Below are 20352 nucleotides of genomic sequence, written 5' to 3'. Positions count from 1 at the left end.
TTTTGAATCATTAGTTAAATTTTATAGTTACTAATAACTCTCTTAAAGACACTAACATTTCACCTTAACTTCATATATGATATTTATTACTCTATCATTAGTAAGAAAAATATCTATTCCTTAAGTAGGAAAAATTTAAGCCCGCGGCAACAAATAGCCGAAGGGAGCAAGGGGTTAAATATCCCCCCTGTATAGCTCTTTACATGGCTCCTAGCTTATTTAAATGTGGCTGCTTTGGAGTTAAACCCGTAGTCAGTGAATTGACTAACAGTCTCATCTGAACTGGGGAAATATGACGGCGTGTCTTTTGACACAATTTTACTATTACAGCAACAATACTACGTGGTGACTGTTTTAGTTGGTGTGAAAGAGAACGTGAAAAAGGATTTTTTGTTGCTAACAGTGACTTTACCGAGTTTGCTGATAGCGTTTCCTGGCTTGGCTGCTGAGAGTGAAATTAAGGAAATAAATACTGATAAATCAACCGAAGTCATTTCAGATATTCCAAGTTTGAGTGAAATTGGGCTACCTGCTACTAATGCCGAATTATTAACTCAACAATCTGTACCGAGCGAAGTTAATCCAGAAACAGAGCAAACTCCAACCGATGATGCAGATATTTATATAGAAACGATCGCAGAACCAGACAACCTACCTCAATCTACACCAACTTACGTAATTGATAAAGAAGAAATTCAAAAGCAGGGCGCTAGCAGTTTAGCCGATATTTTGAAAAGAATGCCTGGTTTTGCCATCAATGATGTCGGTCATGGTGCAGATACTCACACAGGTACATACTACCGGGGAGCTTCAATTAATCAATCTGTATTTTTGATTAATGGTAGACCCATTAACAATAATGTCAATACTTATCATGGTGGAACTGACTTAAATAGCATTCCTGTAGAAGCGATTGAACGAGTGGAATTATATAGCGGTACAGCTTCTGCGTTATTTGGTTCCTCAGCTTTTGGGGGAGTTGTGAATATCATCACCAAGGAGGGTTATGGCAAACCTAAATTGAATGCTAGTGCAGAATTTGGCTCATTAAGTTTAAATAATCAACAAGTAACCTACGGTGGTTCATCCAATAATGTCAAATACAACTTTAGCTTTGAAAGATTTTTTACAGATAACCGTTACCGCGTTCCTGTAGGTGCAGCAAATCGTGATGAACAAGGATTTTTATCGAATGCAGATACAGCTACAAGTACCTACTTTGGGAGCATTGGACTAGATTTAGATAAGAAAAATTCATTGAATTTGGATGTTACCGCACTTAGCAGTCGTCGCGGTTTAATTTATTTTGGTTTCCCTCTCCAAAAAGATAGATTAGACCACGATGGTTTAAATGTTGGCTTATCTTGGAAAACTCGACTAGGTAATGGGGAAAGCTCTAATCTGACAACCTCAATTGGTTATAACCAAGATTATTTCAGCACCTATGGCCCTACAGGAGCATTTTACCGCACAGGAACTTTAGATACGCAACAACTTACAGCCAGAGTAGATCATGAGTGGAAAATTACTTCCAATAATAAATTGCGCTGGGGATTAGATTTGAAAAACACCGATTTAACCGGTGATGTTTTGAGTACAAATCCTAGTAGAATTGCCAAAAACGGAACTGAAGATAGGAGTTTGTTCAATACAGCTTTATTTGCGGTCAATACTTGGAATATTAGCGATAACTTTCTAATAGATTTAGGGTTAAGGCAAACTTTTGACAGCCAGTTTGGAAATTATCTCAACCCTAGTGTTGGATTACGTTATGCTGTCACACCAATAGTAGCAGTACGTGGAAGTTGGGCAGGAGCGCAACGCAATCCTGGGTTAGATCAGTTGTATTTTTATGATACAGTTCATGGTTGGGAACCTAACCCTGATTTAAGACCAGAAACTGGTTCTAGTTGGAGTGCGGGAGTAGATGTTAATTTTTCTCAAAATCTAATTGGACAGTTTACTTACTTTGGTAGTAGTATAGGCGATCGCTTGGGAGTCACCGCCGGCAGATGGGAAAACATTGGATTAGTAGATACCAATGGTTTAGAGGTTGCATTGCAATTCAGAATTGCGGGTGGCTGGTCAACTTTCCTCAACTACACTTATACAGATGCTCAAATAAAAACAGGCTCAGAGAGCGGTTTACAATTAGGCTTGATTCCCTACTCTGTACTTCAAACTGGCTTAGGTTATGAAAAAGCAGGATGGCAGGCTAACTTGTATGTTACCTACAATAGCGGCGCTCGTAGATCCATCTTTGCTAACTCTACTGACAAGCCTACAGATTTTGCACCGTCTTTCGTGAATTTAGATTTGAGTGGGCGTGTACCTTTAACTAGTAATTTAGGATTGACATTTTACTTAGAAAATCTACTCGGCGAGCAATATGAGCGAGTTAATCGCATTTATAGCCCTGGATTTACTTTTCGTGTAGGTTTAAGTGCCAATTTTTAGGTGTCTGCTTTCCTCTCTGCGTTCTCTGTGCCTCTGCGGTTTAAAAGTTATTTATTGAACCACAGAGGCAAGGCAGCGCGGTCTTGGGGGTTTCCCCCATGAGCGACTGCCGCGCAGAGAACACAGAGAAAAGAGGAGTTTTTTGATAAAGACGGCACATCATGTTTAAGATTTAGTTTTAATCTAAAATCTCAAATTGCGATGAGAGCCAAAATTGAAAATCAAATACTTTTTATCCATCACGAAGATTTACCAGAGTTTAAGAAGGGTGGTTCGGTGGTGAGAAACTCTTATTTCTGGGCGTTACGTTCAATTGCTGGTAAAGCTTCGCGTTATCGTGATTGGGAATACGAACCGGAGGTGTGGCTAGCACTTTCACGAATGCTTTTGTCTTTTGCTGAATCTGGGTATTTAGGTCTTAGAGAAACTTTACTGGAGTTTCCTTTCTCTCAAGGAGAAATTCCTAGTTTGCTGCGAGATGTGTCTACTTTTGAGTAAGTCAAATCAGCTTTTGCTTGCGGAAAACACCAAAATGAGTAAGTCAAACCAGCTTTTGCTTGCGGAAAACACCAAAATGAGTAAGTCAAACTAACTTTTGAGTAAGTCAAATCAGCTTTTGCTTGCGGAAAACACCAAAATGAGTAAGTCAAACTAACTTTTGAGTAAGTCAAATTAGCTTTTGCTTGCGGAAAACACTAAAATGAGTAAGTCAAACAAGCTTTTGAATAAGTCAAATCAGCTTTTGTGAAAGCATTTCAGTATTTTGTGAAAGCATTTCAGTATTTTAAGAAAGTAATTAGGTATTTTTGATAAAGTAATCAGCAAATATACTTGATAATTCAATACAGTTTAGTTAAGGTTAAAACTCTTTGCCAAAGTCAATTTTTTAACGTTCGCGGAGCGTGCCGGAGGCATTACCGCAAAGGACGCAAAGGACGCTAAGAGAAGAAAGCAAGAAAGAAAGAAATACTTAACTGAACCGTATTGCTTGACAATTAACAATTAGGGCTGCGTACTACTGTAATTAATATTACATTACAAAAATAATCCTTGAACTCATCGGGCACTCATAAGAGGTTCAATCCGTCACGATTAGTCATCATAGAAAAACCCTAGTTAACACTAGGGTTTGTTTTGATAAAACAATTAACATGGAACAATTAGTGTAGGAAAACAACGTGAAAATAGCTATTTTTACTAAAACATTAATTACATCTATCGGTTTGTTGACTTTATTTGCCCCAAGTCAAGCATCGGCTCAACTTATACCGCAACCTTGGGTTTCAGTTGGTGGAAAAGATGGTGACATAACTTATGCTGTAGGCGCTAGAGCTTTGAATTTCGGGGTTGAGCTAGGAGTTGGCCCTGATGGTGCTACGGGAGTAGATGTTTTGAAATTTATCAGTTTACCTGTGATTTCACCCTATGTAGGAGTTGGACTTTATTCTGAGGATAAAGGTGTTGCGGTTTCAGGTGGCGTTCAGGTAGGCGCTACTGATAACGTTTTTGTCGGTGCTGGTTACAATTCTATTCGTGGTTTTAACGGGCAATTGGGAATAAGATTTTAACTAATTCGTAATTCGTAATTCGTAATTCGTAATTTAATTAGTTGGAGTCTAAGCTCGACTTTATCCAAAATTAAGAACTAAGTTCTCTTTCTACGCCAAAAACCTTAAACTGTGTAGGTTGGGTTGAGGAAGGAAACCCAACCTACAATTTTTTTTAACTGAACCGTATTGCACCAAAAAAGACAATTACGCACGAGTGTTCCCCAATAATTACGAATTACGAATTATGCAGGGGGAATAACTGAAGTTGAGATTAGTTCTCTGACATGAACTGCGGAATCTTGTTGTAATGCTGATGCCACGATCGCTTCACTCTCAACTATACTCAACCGAGCGATCGCCTGTTTGACTCCAGGTATACTTTGAGGATTCACGCTCAATTCATCCAGCCCTAAACCTAATAAAATTGGTGTTGCTAAAGTATCTGCTGCCAATTCTCCACATAATCCTACCGAAATTCCCGCCGCATGAGCAGCTTGGATAGTTTGCTGCACCATTCGTAACACGGCTGGATGTAACGCATCAGCTAAGTTTGCCACCCGTGGATTAGTGCGATCGCTAGCCATGACGTATTGACTCAGGTCGTTAGTACCTATACTAAAGAAGTCTACTTCAGCTGCTAACTGATCTGCGATCGCAACTGCTGATGGAACCTCTACCATAATCCCTACTTTCATCGCCGCATCAAAGGAAATACCAGCTTGATTTAATTCAGTCTGCACTTCACCCAAAATTACCTTAGCTGCACGTACCTCGCCTAAAGTGGCAATCATTGGCAACATGATCTTAATTTGGTGTCCTACACTAGCTCTCAAAATTGCCCGTAACTGAGTTTTGAACAAATCCACACGATCTAAACAGAAACGAATTCCTCGCCAGCCTAAGAAAGGATTAGCTTCTGGAAACCCTACTCTCAGATAAGGAAGTGGCTTATCACCACCCACATCTAAGGTACGAATAATTAGGGGACGATTATCTAAAATTTGGGCGATCGCCTGATAAACTTCAAGTTGTTCTTCTTCTGTGGGAGCGCTTGTCCGATCTAAATAAAGAAACTCTGTGCGGAGTAATCCCACCCCTTCTGCACCGCTAGCCACAGCAACTTGGACATCATTTATACTACCAATATTGGCGAAAACTTTAACTTGCCGACCATCACGAGTAATTGCTGGCTGATGTGCTGTAGCTCGTGCTTCCTGTTGAGCAGTTTGCCAAGCTGACTGTTTTGCTGCTAATAAATCCAGGATATGTGATTCTGGTTCTACCCAAGCTTTGCCACTTTCCCCATCAAGTGCCATCAGTGTACCATCTGCCAAATGCAACACTTGGGCATCCACTCCCAAAACTGCGGGAATACCTAATGTTCGGGCGATAATTGCACTGTGAGAAGTAGCGCTACCAGAAGTTGTACAAATACCCAATACCTTTGTCGGATCTAATCTAGCGGTATCTGAAGGGGTTAAATCAGTCGCTACTAAAATCGCTGGTTCATCAAAATGCAAGTTAGCAGGGAGATTTCCAGCTAATAATCGTAGTACCCTTTGCCCGACATCTACAACATCGTCAACTCGCTCTTGTAGATAAGAATCTTCAAGTGTTCGGTAAGAAGTCGCCACTTCATCTACTACGGCTTGCCAAGCTGCCTCAGCATTTATATGATGGTCTGAAATACGCCCATAAGCGGCTTCCAACAATACTGGATCTTCTAAAAATAGTAATTGGGCATCAAATATAGCGGCTTCAGTGTCACCAATTTGCAGAGATGCTTGGGAAAAAACTGCTTGAATTTCTTGTCTGGCGGTGTGAATTGCTGCTTGTACTCGTTGCCACTCTGATTCAGGATCGTCTACGTGATATTCCGTAATGGTAATGTGAGTGGGTTGATAATGAACAACACGTGCGATCGCAACTCCCGCAGAAGCAGCAATTCCCGAAAGTTCGCCGTGAGTTGCTGGAGTAACTTCATGGTGAAATGCTGGTGGAGAATTCAAGGCAAGATTATCTTCACCAAAATTATTTGCGAATAATGCCTGTAATGCTGCCAGTGCCTCATCTGCATCAGAACCGGTGGCATTAATTACTAGTTCGTGTCCTTGACGCACTCCTAAAGTTGTGACTTGGTTAATACTGTCACCCCGAACTAGCCCAGTATTCCTGGTTAAATTCTGCACTAGAATTTGAGATTGAAACCGGGCTGCGGTTCCCACAAATTGGGCTGCGGGACGGGCGTGTAATCCTAAGCGATTGCTGACAATTAGCCGGATTTCTTTGGTTGGAAATTCGGGATTTATTGCTTCGATGTTGTCAGTAACAACAGACAACGGACTTACACCCAATTGAGTTGCTTTAGCGAGGAGTGCGCCGCGTGCTTCCGCCATGACTTGGTGAATATCTCTACCAGCCGCCGCCGCAACAACAGCAGCGATCGCACCTTCTACTAGAGGTGCTTCACACAAATATACTTTTTGCTGCTGTGCTTCTGGCAAAAACTCGATAGCCATTTCTGCACTTAGCAAAGCACTACCCAAATCCATTAATACTAAGACACCATCATCAGAGAAAACAGAAGCGATCGCTTCGTAAACCTGAATCGGATCTGTACCCAATGGATTTTCAGGATCTTCAATTCCTGCTGCAACAGCGATAGAAACTTGGCCTTGAACCATTTGCGCGGCGAGTTCCCGCACACCTAAAGCTAGTTGTTTGCTGTGAGAAACAATAACAATTGCGATCGCTGCCATACCGCCAAACTTGTTGAAAGGTTTGCGTTTAGCTAGTTATCCATTGCAATTTCCCATTCCGCACCGCTAAAAACAGCGTCGATCTTGATTACAATTGCAACTGCCCGAAAATATTCCGGTCTTTCCAGCTAGAAATACGAATAAAATAGCCTTCTTTTACAGAAATATGTGGTGTCCACTCATAAACACCATCGCTAGCGGTACGAGAAGAAATGTTTTGGATAAGTTTGTCTCCATCGTACAGCTTAATCGAGACATCGCCATCAAAATTATCCCGCCACAATATTAAATAAGGCTGATCCTTCTTTGGAAGTACTTTTGCAACTGGCTGAGAGATCGAGATTTTTGGCGTAACCTGATTTTTGGTTTTCTTACGGAATCCCAGATAATGAGGGAGGTTTCGGAAAGTAGGATTTTCTTGCAGACTAGACTGTTGGGGAACAATAATATTTCCATTTTGGGAGTTAAATAAATAAGTAGACGTACCGCCGTCAACAGTAATGATGTCGCCTTTAACGCCTAATTTACGTAATAAATCGGCTGCCTCATCCAGAGTTGCTTGTTTCACCGTCATAATCAACAATAACTCGTCACCCTTAACACCATCTTTGTCTAGAGTCCCGATGAGTTGATACTTATTTGCTTGGTTTTGGGCTAATACTTTTGCGGGATGATCGCTGTATCGGTAAGTAACGATCGCATTTTTTACTGCGTTTTGGTTGAGAGGCGCACCGCTAACCTGGTTGTAATCGGTAATGTATGCCTGCTTATTATCCCAGACTAGGGCTTTGAGGCGAATATTACTATAGTATTTATCTTTTGGTTCCTTGATGGGGCCATAAGGACTAGTGCCACCACTGATGACAACACCATTTAGTTTGATTGGAAAGGATAATTGAGTACTAGATTTGTATTGTTCAAAAAAAGAACAATTAATCATCGAAAAAACGTTATTTGCGTATAGTTCTTTATATTCATTTACAACTTTAGAAAACAACTTTCTTTGGAAAAATGGGCTGTAATATTTACCTTCTCCCTGATAATATTTACCCTCATTTAGACCCATATTATCTACTTCTCCGATAATTTGGTCTATGTGCATTTTGCCCAAATTGATAACTTGTAAATAAGCTTCATTCCCATTAGTTAATTCTTTTTTATATAAAGCAGCCCCATCTATAGACTGAAGAGGCTGATAAGAAGATAAAGAGTTACAAGTTTGGGCAATCCAAAAGCTACTCAGAATTGGCAGCAAAAAAAGGAATAAATGGAATACAACTTTCATTAGTATTTTATTGAGTTAGAAATAATTATTTGGAATTATAATCGAAAATTAAATGTCAGCCAGCCTCAGAAGGTCAATATCGAGCCTCAGAAAGTCAATATCGAGGCTTTTTGCTTGGATATTGGGGAACTCCAAAAAATAAATTATTCAATTTGTCTACTCAACTAGACTTCTTTCTTCCTTGTCTTCCTTGTCTCCCTTGTCTTCCTTGTCTTCCTTGTCTCCCTGTCCCCCTTGTCCCTCTGCGACGGAATATTTTTTTACTTGGAAATCCCTTGTAAATAGTGAAGTTAAAACTTTAGGTATTCAAAGCTTGTGACATTTGTACAGCTTTGTTATGTAAATTAATATGAAGATTAAGTAACTTTACTAAGTATCCCATATCTGCAAATACAAACCGCATTAATCTTTTTGTTGTGTATTAAGTTGGTGAAACACTCAAAAAACATCCTTTGTAGTATGATTCTGGTTTTGTAATACTAATGGTATAAGAGATGACGGCTCAATTTGAATACAGTACTCTCGCCCATCCACAGGATATCCAGCCGTTGGCGTATATCCTTGAGCAATGTTTCATCAGCGCCCTTGGTGGCGAGGAAGTTTACATCAATCTGATTGGCGTAGAAAACTTCCGCATTATTCGGGGATTGGAAGAATTAGCTGGTGGATTAGCAACTTTGGATATGGGCCAGTGGTGGGGTGGTCAACGTGTACCCATGACAGGAATTGCCGCAGTAGGCATTGCTCCAGAATATCGCGGTTCAGGAGCAGCGATCGCTCTCATGCAGCACACCCTCAAAGAACTTTATGATAGAGGTATAGCAATCTCCGCTCTTTATCCCGCCGTTCAAACTTTGTACCGAAAAGTAGGTTATGAGCAGGGGGGTAGCTGGTGTATTTGGGAAGTTGCAACCAGGAATATCCAGGTGCGGGAGCAACCTCTACCTCTGCAACCAGTAGCGAGCATCAATCATGAAGACTTTCACGAGCTATATCAGCAACAGGCGAGACAAACGCATGGCTACTTAGACCGACATTCAGCAATCTGGGAGCGAATAATCCAACCAGATAAACAGGAAACAGTCTACGCCTATTTTATTGGTACTAAAGATCGACCCCAAGGTTACATCATCTTTACTCAAGAGCGAACAGAAGATGGGGAAATCCTCTGGGTGAAAGATTGGGTACTGAGTACAGTTGCTGCTGCCCAAACTTTCTGGTCTTTTCTAGCAAATCATCGCTCCCAAATTCAACACGTGCGATGGAAGAGTTCTGCAATTGATTCCCTAACATTGCTACTACCAGAGCAAACTACCAAGATATACCGTCAGTTTCGCTGGATGCTGCGGGTAGTAGATGTAGTCAAGGCGCTAGAATTGCGGGGTTATCCACCAGGAATCCAGACCCAATTGCACTTAGAAATTCAAGATAATTTGCTAACTGGAAATAATGGTAAATTCATTCTTTCGGTTGCCAACGGACGCGGTGAAGTTACCAAAGGTGGAAAGGGTGAGTTGCAGCTAGATATTCGGGAATTGGCACCATTGTATACAGGTTTATTCACCCCCTACCATTTGCAACAAGCCGGAAAACTGAGTGGTACAGAAACGGCTATCTTAGCAGCCACGCAAATATTTGCAGGTGCTTCACCTTGGATGGCTGACTTTTTTTAAATAATGGGGAATGGGGAATAATATCATGTCCGTTTAAGGACTTATCGTGAAGACCGCAGTCTTGTAGGGTGTGTTAGCGATAGCGTAACGCACCATCCTAAGCTGTTGGTGCGTTACGCTTAACAAACCCTACGTGTATTTCAAAAATCAAATACTAGTCCTAATATCAATTCAAGAAATTTGGAGTACCACTACCGCCATTTTTACCAACAGCAGTTATTTCCAGTAGCTCATCTGTAGCTTGGCCAGTACCATCGTTGATAACAGATGTAGGGCCACCTGGATGTCCATTGGGGACGAACAGTTGCGGATGGTCAAAAGGCGCTTTCTCATACCGAACTCGGTCATCAGTCAATCCCTTTAAAAAAGCGACCAATTGCTGCTTTTCATCTGGTGAGAGATTTAGGGGGGGAAGAACTCCAAAGTCACCACCGCGATTGTAAAAATCAACCACTTGCTCTAACGTCGCCTGACCTCCATTGTGGAAGTAGGGAGCAGTGAGTTCGACATTGCGAAGTCCAGGTGCTTTGAAAGCTCCGTCTGCAAACACAGTTTCACTAGAACTCAACGGTGGAGTGAGGATGGGAGGATTTTCGCCGAGGAGAACTTGAAATTTCCCCAACTGAGCCAATCGTACCTCTGAAAGCGGATTACCTTGACCGTTACCAAACAAGCCGTCATTACCACCCAAACCTGGGTCATCGGTAACAGGTCTGACACCAATGTTGAAGAAGCCATTGTCTTCAGGGCCGTTTGGAGGGAACGGCGCACGTTTGATTCGTCCGTCTTTTTTCACACTGCTAACTGAAGCAGCTGTTAATTCCGAGCCAACGTGACAACCAATACACAGACCTTTGCCCTCAAATATTTGTTTACCTCGTTGCTGCTGAGGAGTTAGGGCAGTAGTATTTCCTTCTAAAAAGCGATCGAAGGGCGTATCGTTAGCAATGAGTGTAGACTCGTATAACTGAATTGCTAGCCCAAAGAATAGCGAGAAATTGTACTCAGTCAATGTATACTCATTAGTCTCCAAGGAGCGATCGGGCTTTTTGACAAAAGTCCTTTGACCTTGAGCATCAACTTGAATGAGTCGATTAGACTTCCACCACTCTGGCTTGAAGGCATCTTGAATCATCTGCTCATAGGTTTTATCTTTAAGTCCAAGTTTGGGCCATCTACTATCTTGACCTAAAACGCTGTCTTGCGGATGCACTATTTGCTTACCTAGCGGTCTCAGGGGAAATAACTTTTTAGCAAGTTTTCGGGGTAGCTTTTTACCCTTACCAACGCTGAGGGATCTTTTGTCAATTGACCCGAACTTATCACCAATTTCTTGAAAAGTCCTGCCATTAGCAGACGACTCAAAAGAACTGAGTGGCGGGCCGACCGCTTGGGATGCCAAAGACGAATTATTCAGGCTGATATTGACAAATTCTAGTTGATTTGGGGTTGCTGCTTTGGCGATCGCAGCGTTAGGATCTCTTAAACCAAAGGGATTCACCCCATTAAAGATGTTTTGTGCCCTTCCGTCCCAGAAGTTGCGGAAGTTGAATGCTGCATTAATCACGGTTGCTGTGTTACGCGGTTCGACGCGGCGCACATTAATGCCTCCCACGTTAAACACTGGATCTGGTTCGTTTATTACTTGGTCTTGGGCATTACCAGGTGTGACATCAACAAACTTAGTATTGAAGACCCCCGGAGAAGAACTGACATCGCTACGGTCAGAGACAACAGTCTTCGCATCATTCGGGTCTGACAGTTTGTGGAAGGGAAAATCTCCTGGTTTTAGCTGGTAGTTTGGTAGTCCACCGACATCAAAAATCGTGTCGGGATTCGCCGTACCATTAGCGTTAATCTGCAAAAGCCCAGGATTAATCTGATTTTTGGATCTACTGTCGGCTCCAGCATGGAAGTGACAAGTAGCACAGGAGGTCTTTCCGTCGCTACCTACTTGCATATCCCAGAAAAGAGCCTTTCCTAACTGTATGGCAGCTGGTTTGTTTTTTACGAAGTCTCCAAGATTGTCAGGCTGTGGAACCGATACGCTTTTTAGCGAGGCTAGAGGCGGCGGCGTAACCTGGGCTGATACAGTATTTCCAGCTATCACTGCTGCCATAATAAGAGCAGCAATTGTTATAGTCTTTGAAAATCTCGATCTCAGGTAGTTAAGCTTGCTATATCCGAATCTCCACTCTTGGCGCTTTATTTTTGTCACCACAGATTTGAGCAAAAATCGACCTTTTGAGGTCATTAGAAAGTAAATGAATAAGCCTGTAATAAAGACTACTAAGCTTAACATGGGTATAAACCCCATAGGTTTTTGTAATAAAAGAACACTGAAACAAATCATACATTTATGTGGAAGTTTGAAATTTAATATTCATGTAAAGGAATTACGCAATTTACGAATTTTCTATGAACAAAAAATGCCATAGTTTAGGACTAAAAATAAATGGAGTCGGGTTGAGAAGCTATTCTATATTTAATTTGCTTTCACAAGGTTATTAAGATAAATTATCAATAAAAATTGATAACATTTAGATTATGCAAATTGGATATGTTTTAAATTATCATCAGCCCTACTTTGGGTAGGATATTTGAATGTCGCTACATCAAAGTTCTGGTCGCTGGCGCTTAGGGTTAGCTTTATCGCTATTAACGGTATTATTGTGGGGAATTTTGCCGATCGCTCTGGCGGTAACTCTGCAAGTACTTGATGTGTATACCATCATTTGGTTTCGCTTTTTAGTATCATTTGTACTCCTTGGTGTGTATTTAGGAATACGCGGTAAATTACCAAAGTTAGAACAACTGCGTTCTGCTTCTTGGAAGTTATTAGCGATCGCTACACTATTCTTAGGGATTAATTACTTCTTATTTACACAAGGTTTAGCACTAACATCACCTGCTAACGCTGAAGTTCTGATTCAATTATCTACCCTTTTATTAGGTTTCGGAGGGTTAGTGATTTTTAAAGAACGTTACCGCCTGTATCAATGGATTGGTGTTAGTGTAATGATTTGCGGTTATGTTTTATTTTTTCGAGAACAACTAACAAATTTAATTACAGCGCATGGCACATATATACTAGGTAGTGTTTTGATTGCGCTAGGAGCAACGTCATGGGCAATTTATGCTTTAGCGCAAAAGCAATTACTACAATCTTTATCTTCCGCCAGCATCATGCTGATAATTTACGGGGGTTGTGCTTTATTATTCACTCCTCTGGCCAGAGTAACATCACTTTTTATACTCGATCGTTTCCATTTAGGAATGTTGGCTTTTTGTGCTTTGAATACTTTAATCGCTTACGGTGCTTTTGCTGAATCGTTAGAACATTGGGAAGCATCACGAGTAAGTGCAGTAATAGCTTTAGCTCCCATTGTGACATTAATCTTAGTTGCAGTTGTATCAGTTATTGCACCTAATTGGATACCAGCAGAACAATTCAGTTTTATAGCAATATTCGGAGCGGGTTTAGTAGTCACAGGTTCAGTCGCGATCGCACTGGGTAAAAGCTGATTAATAGTAAGGATTTTCAGGATTATTACGGCGTTTTTTCTCTAATTAATTCGGGCAAAATTCAAAGCTACAACATAACTACTGAGGCAGAGGATTTTTTATTTGTTATGATTTGATAGTGAAGGCAAACTACGGGGTCAGCCTCTTAATTAGATGGATATTTTACTCATCTGTGTGACTCTGTAGTATCTGATTCTTGACTTTATGGCCAAGATAAAAATTCTTGAAGAAGAATTTAGAAATCAGAATTTAGGAGTCAGATCGAGCTTTATACATTCGCAAGTCATCCACAATTCATCCTGAATTATAACGACTGACTCCTAAATTCTGTTTTGATAAAATTGAGGCTAAAAACTTTAAGTAAACTAAGCAGGGTGTCCGAATAACTACCAAAGCCAACACCTGATAAAACCAGACCACCGAAATAGTTGAGCGATGAATAGTTTGTTTGGTAATTGGGCCAGCAGCCTCAGAAAAAATTCCCTATTGCTGGTTCTTTCAACACTGCTGCCAACGCTTGGAATTAGTAATTCTGTCTTGGCAGCAGAGCGGATTTATGCATCTTATTCAGCATTGGAGCTTTCCATTTCAGTCAATACTTTAGAAAACTATGCCAAAACAGGTGTAATTAACGAAGACTTGGCAGCCTATCAGCAATATCTGCCTCTAGAACAGCTTCCAGAATTGCGGCGGATTTTACTTAATCGGGTGAAAGTTAGTCCGGTAGTCCTTTCGCAACTTCTCTACACACCGCAAGGAGAATTTTTGCTGCATCGGTTGGCGCAAGTTATTATAAACAAATCTTCTCAAGCAGAACTTGGTACTTTGCGTTCGGCGCTAATTTTAGCCGCTGCTGAATCGGGAGGCTTGACACTTTTGAATGTGTTGCGTAAATATCCCAACAGCAGCATTCACCTTGATGTCGCAGGGACTTTGGAAATTGCGACGGAATTGGAGAAACTTGTTAACCAAACTCATCGGGCGATCGCAGCAGTTTCGCAAGAGTCTAAAATAGAAGCTGCTACTATTTCACAACCAAATTTCTCGCAATTGCCCGATTTAAAGGTTCCGGGAAAGTTTAAGTCGCAAAAATACACTCTAAAGTTTTTTGATTCAACGCGCAATCGGCTTTTATTAACTGATGTTTACATTCCCAATGTCCAGAAAACCGCACCCGTCATTGTGATTTCTCACGGCTTGGGTTTAGATAGCAGCAACTTTCAATATTTAGCCACGCACCTATCTTCTTATGGATTTGCCGTTGTCGTTCCCAATCATCCTGGTAGCGATACTAAACAATTGCGTTCTCTGCTAAAGGGACACGCCAATGAAATAGCAGAACCCGGTGAATTCAAAGACCGACCAATGGACATAACATATATATTGAATCAATTGGAAAAAGGTAATCAATCTGATTCACGGTTTAAAGGTCGCTTAAATCTGCAACAAGTCGGAGTATTTGGTCAATCTTTGGGAGGCTACACAGCCTTAGCCCTAGCAGGCGCTAAAATCAACTTTGAGCAGCTAAAACAAGACTGTCAACCAGCAGCACTCCAAAAAACCTGGAATATGTCTTTACTGCTCCAGTGTCGCGCTTTAGAATTGAACATCAGCAAGTCTGGCAAGGATTATAACCTGCGGGATGAGAGAGTGAAAGCTGCGATCGCAGTTAATCCCATTACTAGTTCTATTTTTGGCAAAGCTGGCTTAAGTCAAATCAAAACTCCAGTGATGATTGTCAGCAGTAGTGATGATACAGTTGCACCAGCTTTATCTGAGCAAATTTTACCTTTCTCCTGGTTTGCGAATTCACAAAAGTATCTCGTTATGCTTGTAGGTGGCACTCACTTTTCCACCATTGGTAATGGCAATCCTGCAAATCAACAAGTAGCATTACCTGCCGATATGGTTGGTGATGCTTCTCAAGCGCGTCGTTACATGAATGTTTTAAGTTTACCTTTCTTCCAAACATACATTGCAGGAAGGCCGCAATACACGCCATACCTGAATGCCGCCTACACTCAAAGTATTTCTAGTAAGTCTCTTGGTTTAAGTCTCGTAAAATCATTGAATACAACCGAATTAGCACAATTGCTGGATATAAAAGGAGGCAAAATTGTAAAAAAAAAGTTCCCAACACCATAGTCAGCTTCGGATTTTGGATGTTGGATATTGGTGTTGCATTGCTGCATGTGATGATTTTTATTTGATTTTTACAGACGTAATTAATTACGTCTGTTCAATCTATTTGTGTCTTTATAAAATCAGAGGTTCAATTTTTGCTTGCACTTCTTCAATTAGATCGTCTTCAACTTTTTCTACAAACAAAATCTTCCTAGCTTTCCAGTCCAGCGATTTAATCTGATCGGCTAGCACCACACCACTAGTTATCATTCCGTCAGGAAGTGGAACCTCAAAGTTAAGACCTTTTTTTTGACTAGTAATTGGACAAATTAGAACTATGGAAGCCATTCGATTATATTTTAATGGCGACATAACTAAAAAAGGACGATAGCCCATCTGCTCACGCCCTTGAGGTTTTAGTTCAGCATTAAGCGTTTCAGCAATATCTTCAAATGACATTCCTGATGTTATCAGGGCTAATACACGTCGGATCGAATCAGCCGTAATTTGCTTTGTAGTTCCGCAGTCTAACTTGACAATATCACCTCTATCTGGAATGTATGGTTTAACTACCAAACTTCATTCCCCACAGCAGATCCGGTATCTATTTCAGAATGGAAATTATCTGGAGTCATACCTTCTAATAATTCATCAAGGGTATATTTTTTTCGCTGCTGCGGCGTGATGACAATACTATTGCCTGAGACGCTGAAAGTTATATCTGTCCCCTCTTTTAAATTAACTTGTTCAGCCAAAGCTTTCGGAAGTCGAATAGCGAGGCTGTTTCCCCACTTAGCAACAACTGTAGTCATAACTATCTCAAAATGCTTTCTTAGAGAATTACACACCTAAACATAAAACTTTGGCAGCTTGAGCGCCTACTTTAAGCTATTTTGTGTATCTACTTTGAATATACTATAATTTGTATTTTCGGTGCGTTACGGAAGCCGTAACACACCCTACGCAATCTTCTAATTATTTGCGCTTACTTACTATAAAAAGATGAGATGCGATCGCATTCCTGACTTATCGGCATATACTTTAAAGAAATGTCACATTTAATTGCGCTATTGTAAAATTCAGCTTTACATAAGTTGATTTATGAGCCAGCCTGAAGATACTACTAACCAAGCGACTGCTTTCACTAACCACGATCGCAAACCTATCCACATACCTGGCTCTATTCAACCTCACGGTGTACTACTTGCGCTCAGTACTCAGCTAGAGATACTGCAAGTGAGCAACAATACCCAAGCATATTTAGGTAAAGAGCCAAAAGACTTGCTTGGCAAACCATTGAGCTATTTATTAGAAGCTCAACAAGTAGAAACTGTAAAGCAGTGCTTGGTGAAAAAAATTGGCGGCGCGAATGCCTTTAAAGTATCAATAAATACTTCGCATCAGAAACGAGATTTTGACGCGATCGCTCATCGGACAGAAGAGGCTGTGATTTTGGAGTTAGAACCGACTGACTCCAAATCTGAGGTGAGTTTTTTAAGCTTCTATGCTTTGGTAGGTGTTGCGATCGCAAAAATGCAAAGGACATCAAACCTGGTAGAATTTTTGCATCTAGTGGCTGAAGAAGTCCAAAAAATCATCGGTTTCGATCGGGTGATGGTTTATCAATTTGATGAGTCGGGAGCAGGTTCTGTTGTTGGAGAAGTTAAACGGGAAGATTTATCACCTTATCTAGGACTCCACTACCCCGCTACAGATATTCCAGCGCAGGCTAGGGAGTTGTACATGCGCTGCTTTCTCCGATTTCTTCCTGATTTGACGGCCGAAGCTGTTGAGTTAGTTCCAACGGAAAATCCGACAACACATCAGCCTCTTGATTTAAGCTACTCTCTGCTAAGAAGTTTTGATTGGTGTTGTGCTGAATATCATCAAAATATGGGAGTGAAGGCTCTTTTGGTGATTTCGCTTATTCAAGAGCAGAAGCTTTGGGGATTAATATCCTGTCATCATCAAACACCAAAGCATATTTCTTATGAAGTCCGCAAGATGTGCGAATTTTTGGGACAAATTGTGTCTTCAGAGTTAGCGCACAAAATTAGTAATTCGGAATGGGACTATAAGGTAAAACTCAAATCGCTACAGTCTGAGTTTCTTGAGTCTATTTCCCAAGCAGACAACTTTATCGATGCCTTAATCAAACCGGAAATCCGCTTGCCAGATTTTGTCAGTGCCTCTGGAGCTGCGGTTTGTCTGGATAATGAAATTAACCTTGTGGGAGCAACACCAAATATTGATGAGGTACGGGCGTTAATTGAATGGGCAGATACTCAAGTTAGTGACAACTTGTTTTCTACCGATTCTCTCCCGAAGCTTTATCCAGAAGCGCTGGTATTTAAAGATACTGCCAGTGGTTTGTTGCTGCTGCGAATTTCTAAAGTTCGGCGCTATTACATTCTATGGTTTCGCCCTGAAGTTATCCAAACGGTACACTGGGCAGGAAATCCACAGGAATCTATTCAAGCCCAGGTAGATGGTAGCTATACCCTGTCTCCACGAAAATCCTTTGAACAATGGCAAGAAACGGTTAGATTAACTTCTCTACCTTGGAAAGCTTGCGAAGTTGAAAGTGCGATCGCTCTGAGTAATGCGATCGTTGGTATTGTCCTCTCGAAGGCGGATGAATTAGCTAAAATCAACCTGGAGTTAGAGCGCAGTAATCAAGAGCTAGCATCCTTTGCATACGCTGCTTCCCACGATCTCAAAGAACCTTTGCGGGGCATTTATAACTTCTCAACGGTGCTGCTAGAAGACTATGCCCAAGTCTTAGATGATGATGGAATTGAGTGCTTGCAAACAGTAGTCTCCTTATCTGTACGCATGGAAACTCTGATTAATGCTTTGCTGCGACTCTCGCAGTTAGGACAAGCACATCTTCGAGAGCAAGCAACCGATCTCAACGAATTGCTCAACCAAGTAATTGAAATCTTTCGTGCTAGTCGCCAAGAATCTGGGCTTGTAGATATTCGCATTCCTCGGCCTTTACCAACAGTTCAGTGCGATCGAGTTCTCGTCAATGAGGTTTTTAGTAACCTGGTTGGCAATGCGTTCAAATACAACGATAAAGCAGAGCAATGGGTTGAGATTGGCTACTTAGATGAGGGACTGGGGACTAGGGACTGGGAACTAGGGAACAAGGGGAATAGGGGACAAGGGGACAAGGAGAATACCCAATCCCCAATCCTCAATCCCCATTACCCCTTATCCCCAGAGGGGGCCCCACCTTCCCCAATCTTTTATATCCGAGATAACGGTATTGGCATTCCACAACATCACCTAGAAACCATCTTTAGATTATTCAAGCGGTTGCATTCCCAGGAAAAATACGGTGGAGGAGCAGGTGCAGGATTAGCTATTGTTAAGAAGATTGTTGAACTTCATAACGGTCAAATTTGGGTTGAATCTACCGTAGGTGTTGGCTCAATTTTCTATTTCAGGCTGGAATAGTTTAAGATAAGAACCAAATATATATTTTTGTTAAGTTCTTTTAAGACCACGAATGACAAAAAAACTTGATGAGCCTCTGCTTGTTGTTGAGGATAGCAATGAAGATTTTCGGATGCTACAACGTCTAATGCGGCGAATGTCAGTCCAGAACCCCATACATCGTTGTACGAATGGGGATGAGGTTTTAGAGTTTCTCTATCAACTGGGGGGCAATGCCTATAGCAAAGGCGAAAGTTTACCCAACTCTAAAGTAGGATTACGACCCTCTGTGATCTTGCTCGATCTGAATTTGCCAGGTATTGATGGCCGTGACATCTTGGATCGGCTCAAGCAAGACAAGAGTTTCAAGGAAATCCCCATCGTTGTTTTTACCACATCATCTAACCCCAAGGATATTGAATTGTGCTACCAAAAGGGCGCAAATGGATATATGGTAAAGCCGATGGATGCTCTGGAACTCAAAAAGACGATTCAGGCATTTGTGGACTACTGGCTTGAAGCCAATATGACACCAGTGTTGGATTAATTTGTTTATTTTATTGTCTAGTTGATGAGGCAGTAGAGAAAAAGGATAATAAAGGAGACGGCTCAGAGGGCACAGAGACATTTCTCTCTTTGAGTCACTGTGTCTGTTTGTCTCTGCTAGATTCTTTTGCTCATTTTTCTATTTTTGACTATTTGGTATTTCTTTAGGATTACTAAAGAATTTAGATTATATTTATACTAATTTTATATTATTTTTAGAATTATGCAATAAAAACACAATCTGGATAAAAGGGATTTACATTCCCAATCCTCATACTTGTATATGTTGGACACATCGACGCTACTCATCATTGATGATTGTGCAGCAGATCGGAAAATCTATCGCCGATATCTGTTGAAAGATCCGCACCAGTCTTACCAGATTTTTGAGGCAGATTGTGCAGAAGAAGGACTTGCTTTGTGCCAAAAAATCCGTTACGATGTCATTCTTCTAGATTTTTGCCTCCCTGATATGAGTGGGTTAGAACTCTTCGATCGGATGCAGCAGGAGATATTTAAGACTTCTGTCCCTGTAATTATGCTGACGGGGCGGGGTGATGAAGAAGTGGCTGTGCAAGTCATGAAACGGGGGGCGCTGGATTATTTGGTTAAGCACAATGTGACACAAGATGTACTGCAATTAGCAGTCCGCAACGCCATTAAGCAATCGTGCTTGCAAGCCCAACTTAATAAAACTCAGGAACGACAGCGCTTAATTGCGACAACTGCTCTCAGAATTCGCCAGTCTCTTAATCTAGAGCAAATTTTGAATACAGCTGTAGCAGAAGTACAGCAACTTCTGAAGTGCGATCGCGTGATAGTCTATCAATTCGCCCCAGATACCGACGGTAAAATAGTTGCCTCATCAGTTGAGTCATTCCGCACTGTAGCATTGTGCGATCGCGTCGGGGCAGAGGAAAAAGCAGAGGAGCAGGGGGCAGGGAGCAAGGGGGAGAATAAAAATAAAAATTATCTCTTTCCCTTCCTCTCCC

At 41.2% G+C, this 20352-nt stretch carries 14 protein-coding genes; 9 read left to right on the top strand and 5 right to left on the bottom strand.

The features are described 5' to 3' along the window. Positions 1 to 375: 375 nt before the first annotated feature. From CDG77_RS09390 to CDG77_RS09380, 3 genes are all read left to right on the top strand, one after another. Positions 376 to 2457 (top strand): TonB-dependent receptor plug domain-containing protein, encoded by a 2082-nt coding sequence (locus CDG77_RS09390; RefSeq protein WP_094329160.1) that lies wholly within the window; start codon positions 376 to 378, stop codon positions 2455 to 2457. Positions 2458 to 2658: 201 nt separating this feature from the next. Then, positions 2659 to 2955 carry a hypothetical protein gene (locus CDG77_RS09385; protein ID WP_094329126.1) on the top strand — a complete coding sequence of 99 codons (297 nt, stop codon included), beginning with the start codon at positions 2659 to 2661 and terminating at the stop codon, positions 2953 to 2955. Positions 2956 to 3635: 680 nt separating this feature from the next. After that, positions 3636 to 4025, top strand: coding sequence for a hypothetical protein (locus CDG77_RS09380; protein ID WP_094329125.1), 390 nt, complete (start codon positions 3636 to 3638; stop codon positions 4023 to 4025). A 224-nt stretch (positions 4026 to 4249) separates the two neighbouring features. On the opposite strand, the gene ptsP is transcribed toward CDG77_RS09380, so the two are convergent. Together ptsP and CDG77_RS09370 are read right to left on the bottom strand one after the other, a co-directional pair. Beyond that, a complete protein-coding gene (gene ptsP / locus CDG77_RS09375) occupies positions 4250 to 6766 on the bottom strand; it encodes a phosphoenolpyruvate--protein phosphotransferase (protein WP_094329124.1) in 2517 nt (838 codons plus the stop codon). Positions 6767 to 6854: 88 nt separating this feature from the next. Beyond that, a complete protein-coding gene (locus CDG77_RS09370; RefSeq protein ID WP_094329123.1) occupies positions 6855 to 8051 on the bottom strand; it encodes a phosphodiester glycosidase family protein in 1197 nt (398 codons plus the stop codon). A gap of 494 nt (positions 8052 to 8545) precedes the next feature. On the opposite strand from CDG77_RS09370, the gene CDG77_RS09365 reads away from it, so the two are divergent. Beyond that, complete coding sequence (locus CDG77_RS09365) at positions 8546 to 9724, top strand: GNAT family N-acetyltransferase (protein ID WP_094329122.1); 1179 nt, start codon at positions 8546 to 8548, stop codon at positions 9722 to 9724. A gap of 166 nt (positions 9725 to 9890) precedes the next feature. On the opposite strand, the gene CDG77_RS09360 is transcribed toward CDG77_RS09365, so the two are convergent. Then, positions 9891 to 12041, bottom strand: coding sequence for a cytochrome-c peroxidase (locus tag CDG77_RS09360; protein ID WP_094329159.1), 2151 nt, complete (start codon positions 12039 to 12041; stop codon positions 9891 to 9893). A gap of 287 nt (positions 12042 to 12328) precedes the next feature. Between CDG77_RS09360 and CDG77_RS09355 the strand changes: the two genes are divergently transcribed. Together CDG77_RS09355 and CDG77_RS09350 are read left to right on the top strand one after the other, a co-directional pair. Next, a complete protein-coding gene (locus tag CDG77_RS09355; protein WP_094329121.1) occupies positions 12329 to 13249 on the top strand; it encodes a DMT family transporter in 921 nt (306 codons plus the stop codon). Positions 13250 to 13684: 435 nt separating this feature from the next. Beyond that, positions 13685 to 15394, top strand: a complete 1710-nt coding sequence (locus CDG77_RS09350; protein ID WP_143856988.1) for an alpha/beta hydrolase — start codon at positions 13685 to 13687, stop codon at positions 15392 to 15394. A gap of 111 nt (positions 15395 to 15505) precedes the next feature. Here the strand turns inward: CDG77_RS09350 and CDG77_RS09345 are convergent, their stop codons facing one another. After that, positions 15506 to 15949, bottom strand: coding sequence for a type II toxin-antitoxin system PemK/MazF family toxin (locus tag CDG77_RS09345; RefSeq protein WP_094329120.1), 444 nt, complete (start codon positions 15947 to 15949; stop codon positions 15506 to 15508). Then, positions 15943 to 16185 carry an AbrB/MazE/SpoVT family DNA-binding domain-containing protein gene (locus CDG77_RS09340; RefSeq protein ID WP_094329119.1) on the bottom strand — a complete coding sequence of 81 codons (243 nt, stop codon included), beginning with the start codon at positions 16183 to 16185 and terminating at the stop codon, positions 15943 to 15945. Before CDG77_RS09340 ends, CDG77_RS09345 begins: the two co-directional genes overlap by 7 nt. A gap of 289 nt (positions 16186 to 16474) precedes the next feature. Here CDG77_RS09340 and CDG77_RS09335 point away from each other — a divergent pair, with 289 nt between their 5' ends. The 3 genes from CDG77_RS09335 to CDG77_RS09325 all read left to right on the top strand — a co-directional run. Further along, the gene (locus tag CDG77_RS09335) at positions 16475 to 18835 is read left to right on the top strand and encodes an ATP-binding protein (RefSeq protein ID WP_094329118.1); all 2361 of its coding nucleotides are present in this window, start codon (positions 16475 to 16477) and stop codon (positions 18833 to 18835) included. Positions 18836 to 18887: 52 nt separating this feature from the next. Next, positions 18888 to 19361 (top strand): response regulator, encoded by a 474-nt coding sequence (locus tag CDG77_RS09330; RefSeq protein ID WP_094329117.1) that lies wholly within the window; start codon positions 18888 to 18890, stop codon positions 19359 to 19361. 282 nt (positions 19362 to 19643) lie between these two features. After that, positions 19644 to 20352, top strand: a 709-nt coding sequence (locus CDG77_RS09325; protein ID WP_223269756.1) for a response regulator, incomplete at its 3' end; no start/stop codon positions are given.

Origin of the sequence: Nostoc sp. 'Peltigera membranacea cyanobiont' 213 (genome assembly GCF_002245975.1) — a bacterium.
In the GTDB taxonomy this organism is placed as follows: domain Bacteria; phylum Cyanobacteriota; class Cyanobacteriia; order Cyanobacteriales; family Nostocaceae; genus Nostoc.
The sequence above is the reverse complement of the archived record's forward strand: the minus strand, read 5'-3'. Positions and strand labels throughout refer to the sequence as shown.

Coding starts and splice junctions, on each gene's coding strand:
- CDG77_RS09385 (WP_094329126.1), top strand. CDS start 2,659: ATGAGAGCCAAAATTGAAAATCAAATACTTTTTATCCATCACGAAGAT.
- ptsP (WP_094329124.1), bottom strand. CDS start 6,766: ATGGCAGCGATCGCAATTGTTATTGTTTCTCACAGCAAACAACTAGCT.
- CDG77_RS09370 (WP_094329123.1), bottom strand. CDS start 8,051: ATGAAAGTTGTATTCCATTTATTCCTTTTTTTGCTGCCAATTCTGAGT.
- CDG77_RS09365 (WP_094329122.1), top strand. CDS start 8,546: ATGACGGCTCAATTTGAATACAGTACTCTCGCCCATCCACAGGATATC.
- CDG77_RS09360 (WP_094329159.1), bottom strand. CDS start 12,041: ATGGGGTTTATACCCATGTTAAGCTTAGTAGTCTTTATTACAGGCTTA.
- CDG77_RS09355 (WP_094329121.1), top strand. CDS start 12,329: ATGTCGCTACATCAAAGTTCTGGTCGCTGGCGCTTAGGGTTAGCTTTA.
- CDG77_RS09350 (WP_143856988.1), top strand. CDS start 13,685: ATGAATAGTTTGTTTGGTAATTGGGCCAGCAGCCTCAGAAAAAATTCC.
- CDG77_RS09340 (WP_094329119.1), bottom strand. CDS start 16,185: ATGACTACAGTTGTTGCTAAGTGGGGAAACAGCCTCGCTATTCGACTT.
- CDG77_RS09335 (WP_094329118.1), top strand. CDS start 16,475: ATGAGCCAGCCTGAAGATACTACTAACCAAGCGACTGCTTTCACTAAC.
- CDG77_RS09330 (WP_094329117.1), top strand. CDS start 18,888: ATGACAAAAAAACTTGATGAGCCTCTGCTTGTTGTTGAGGATAGCAAT.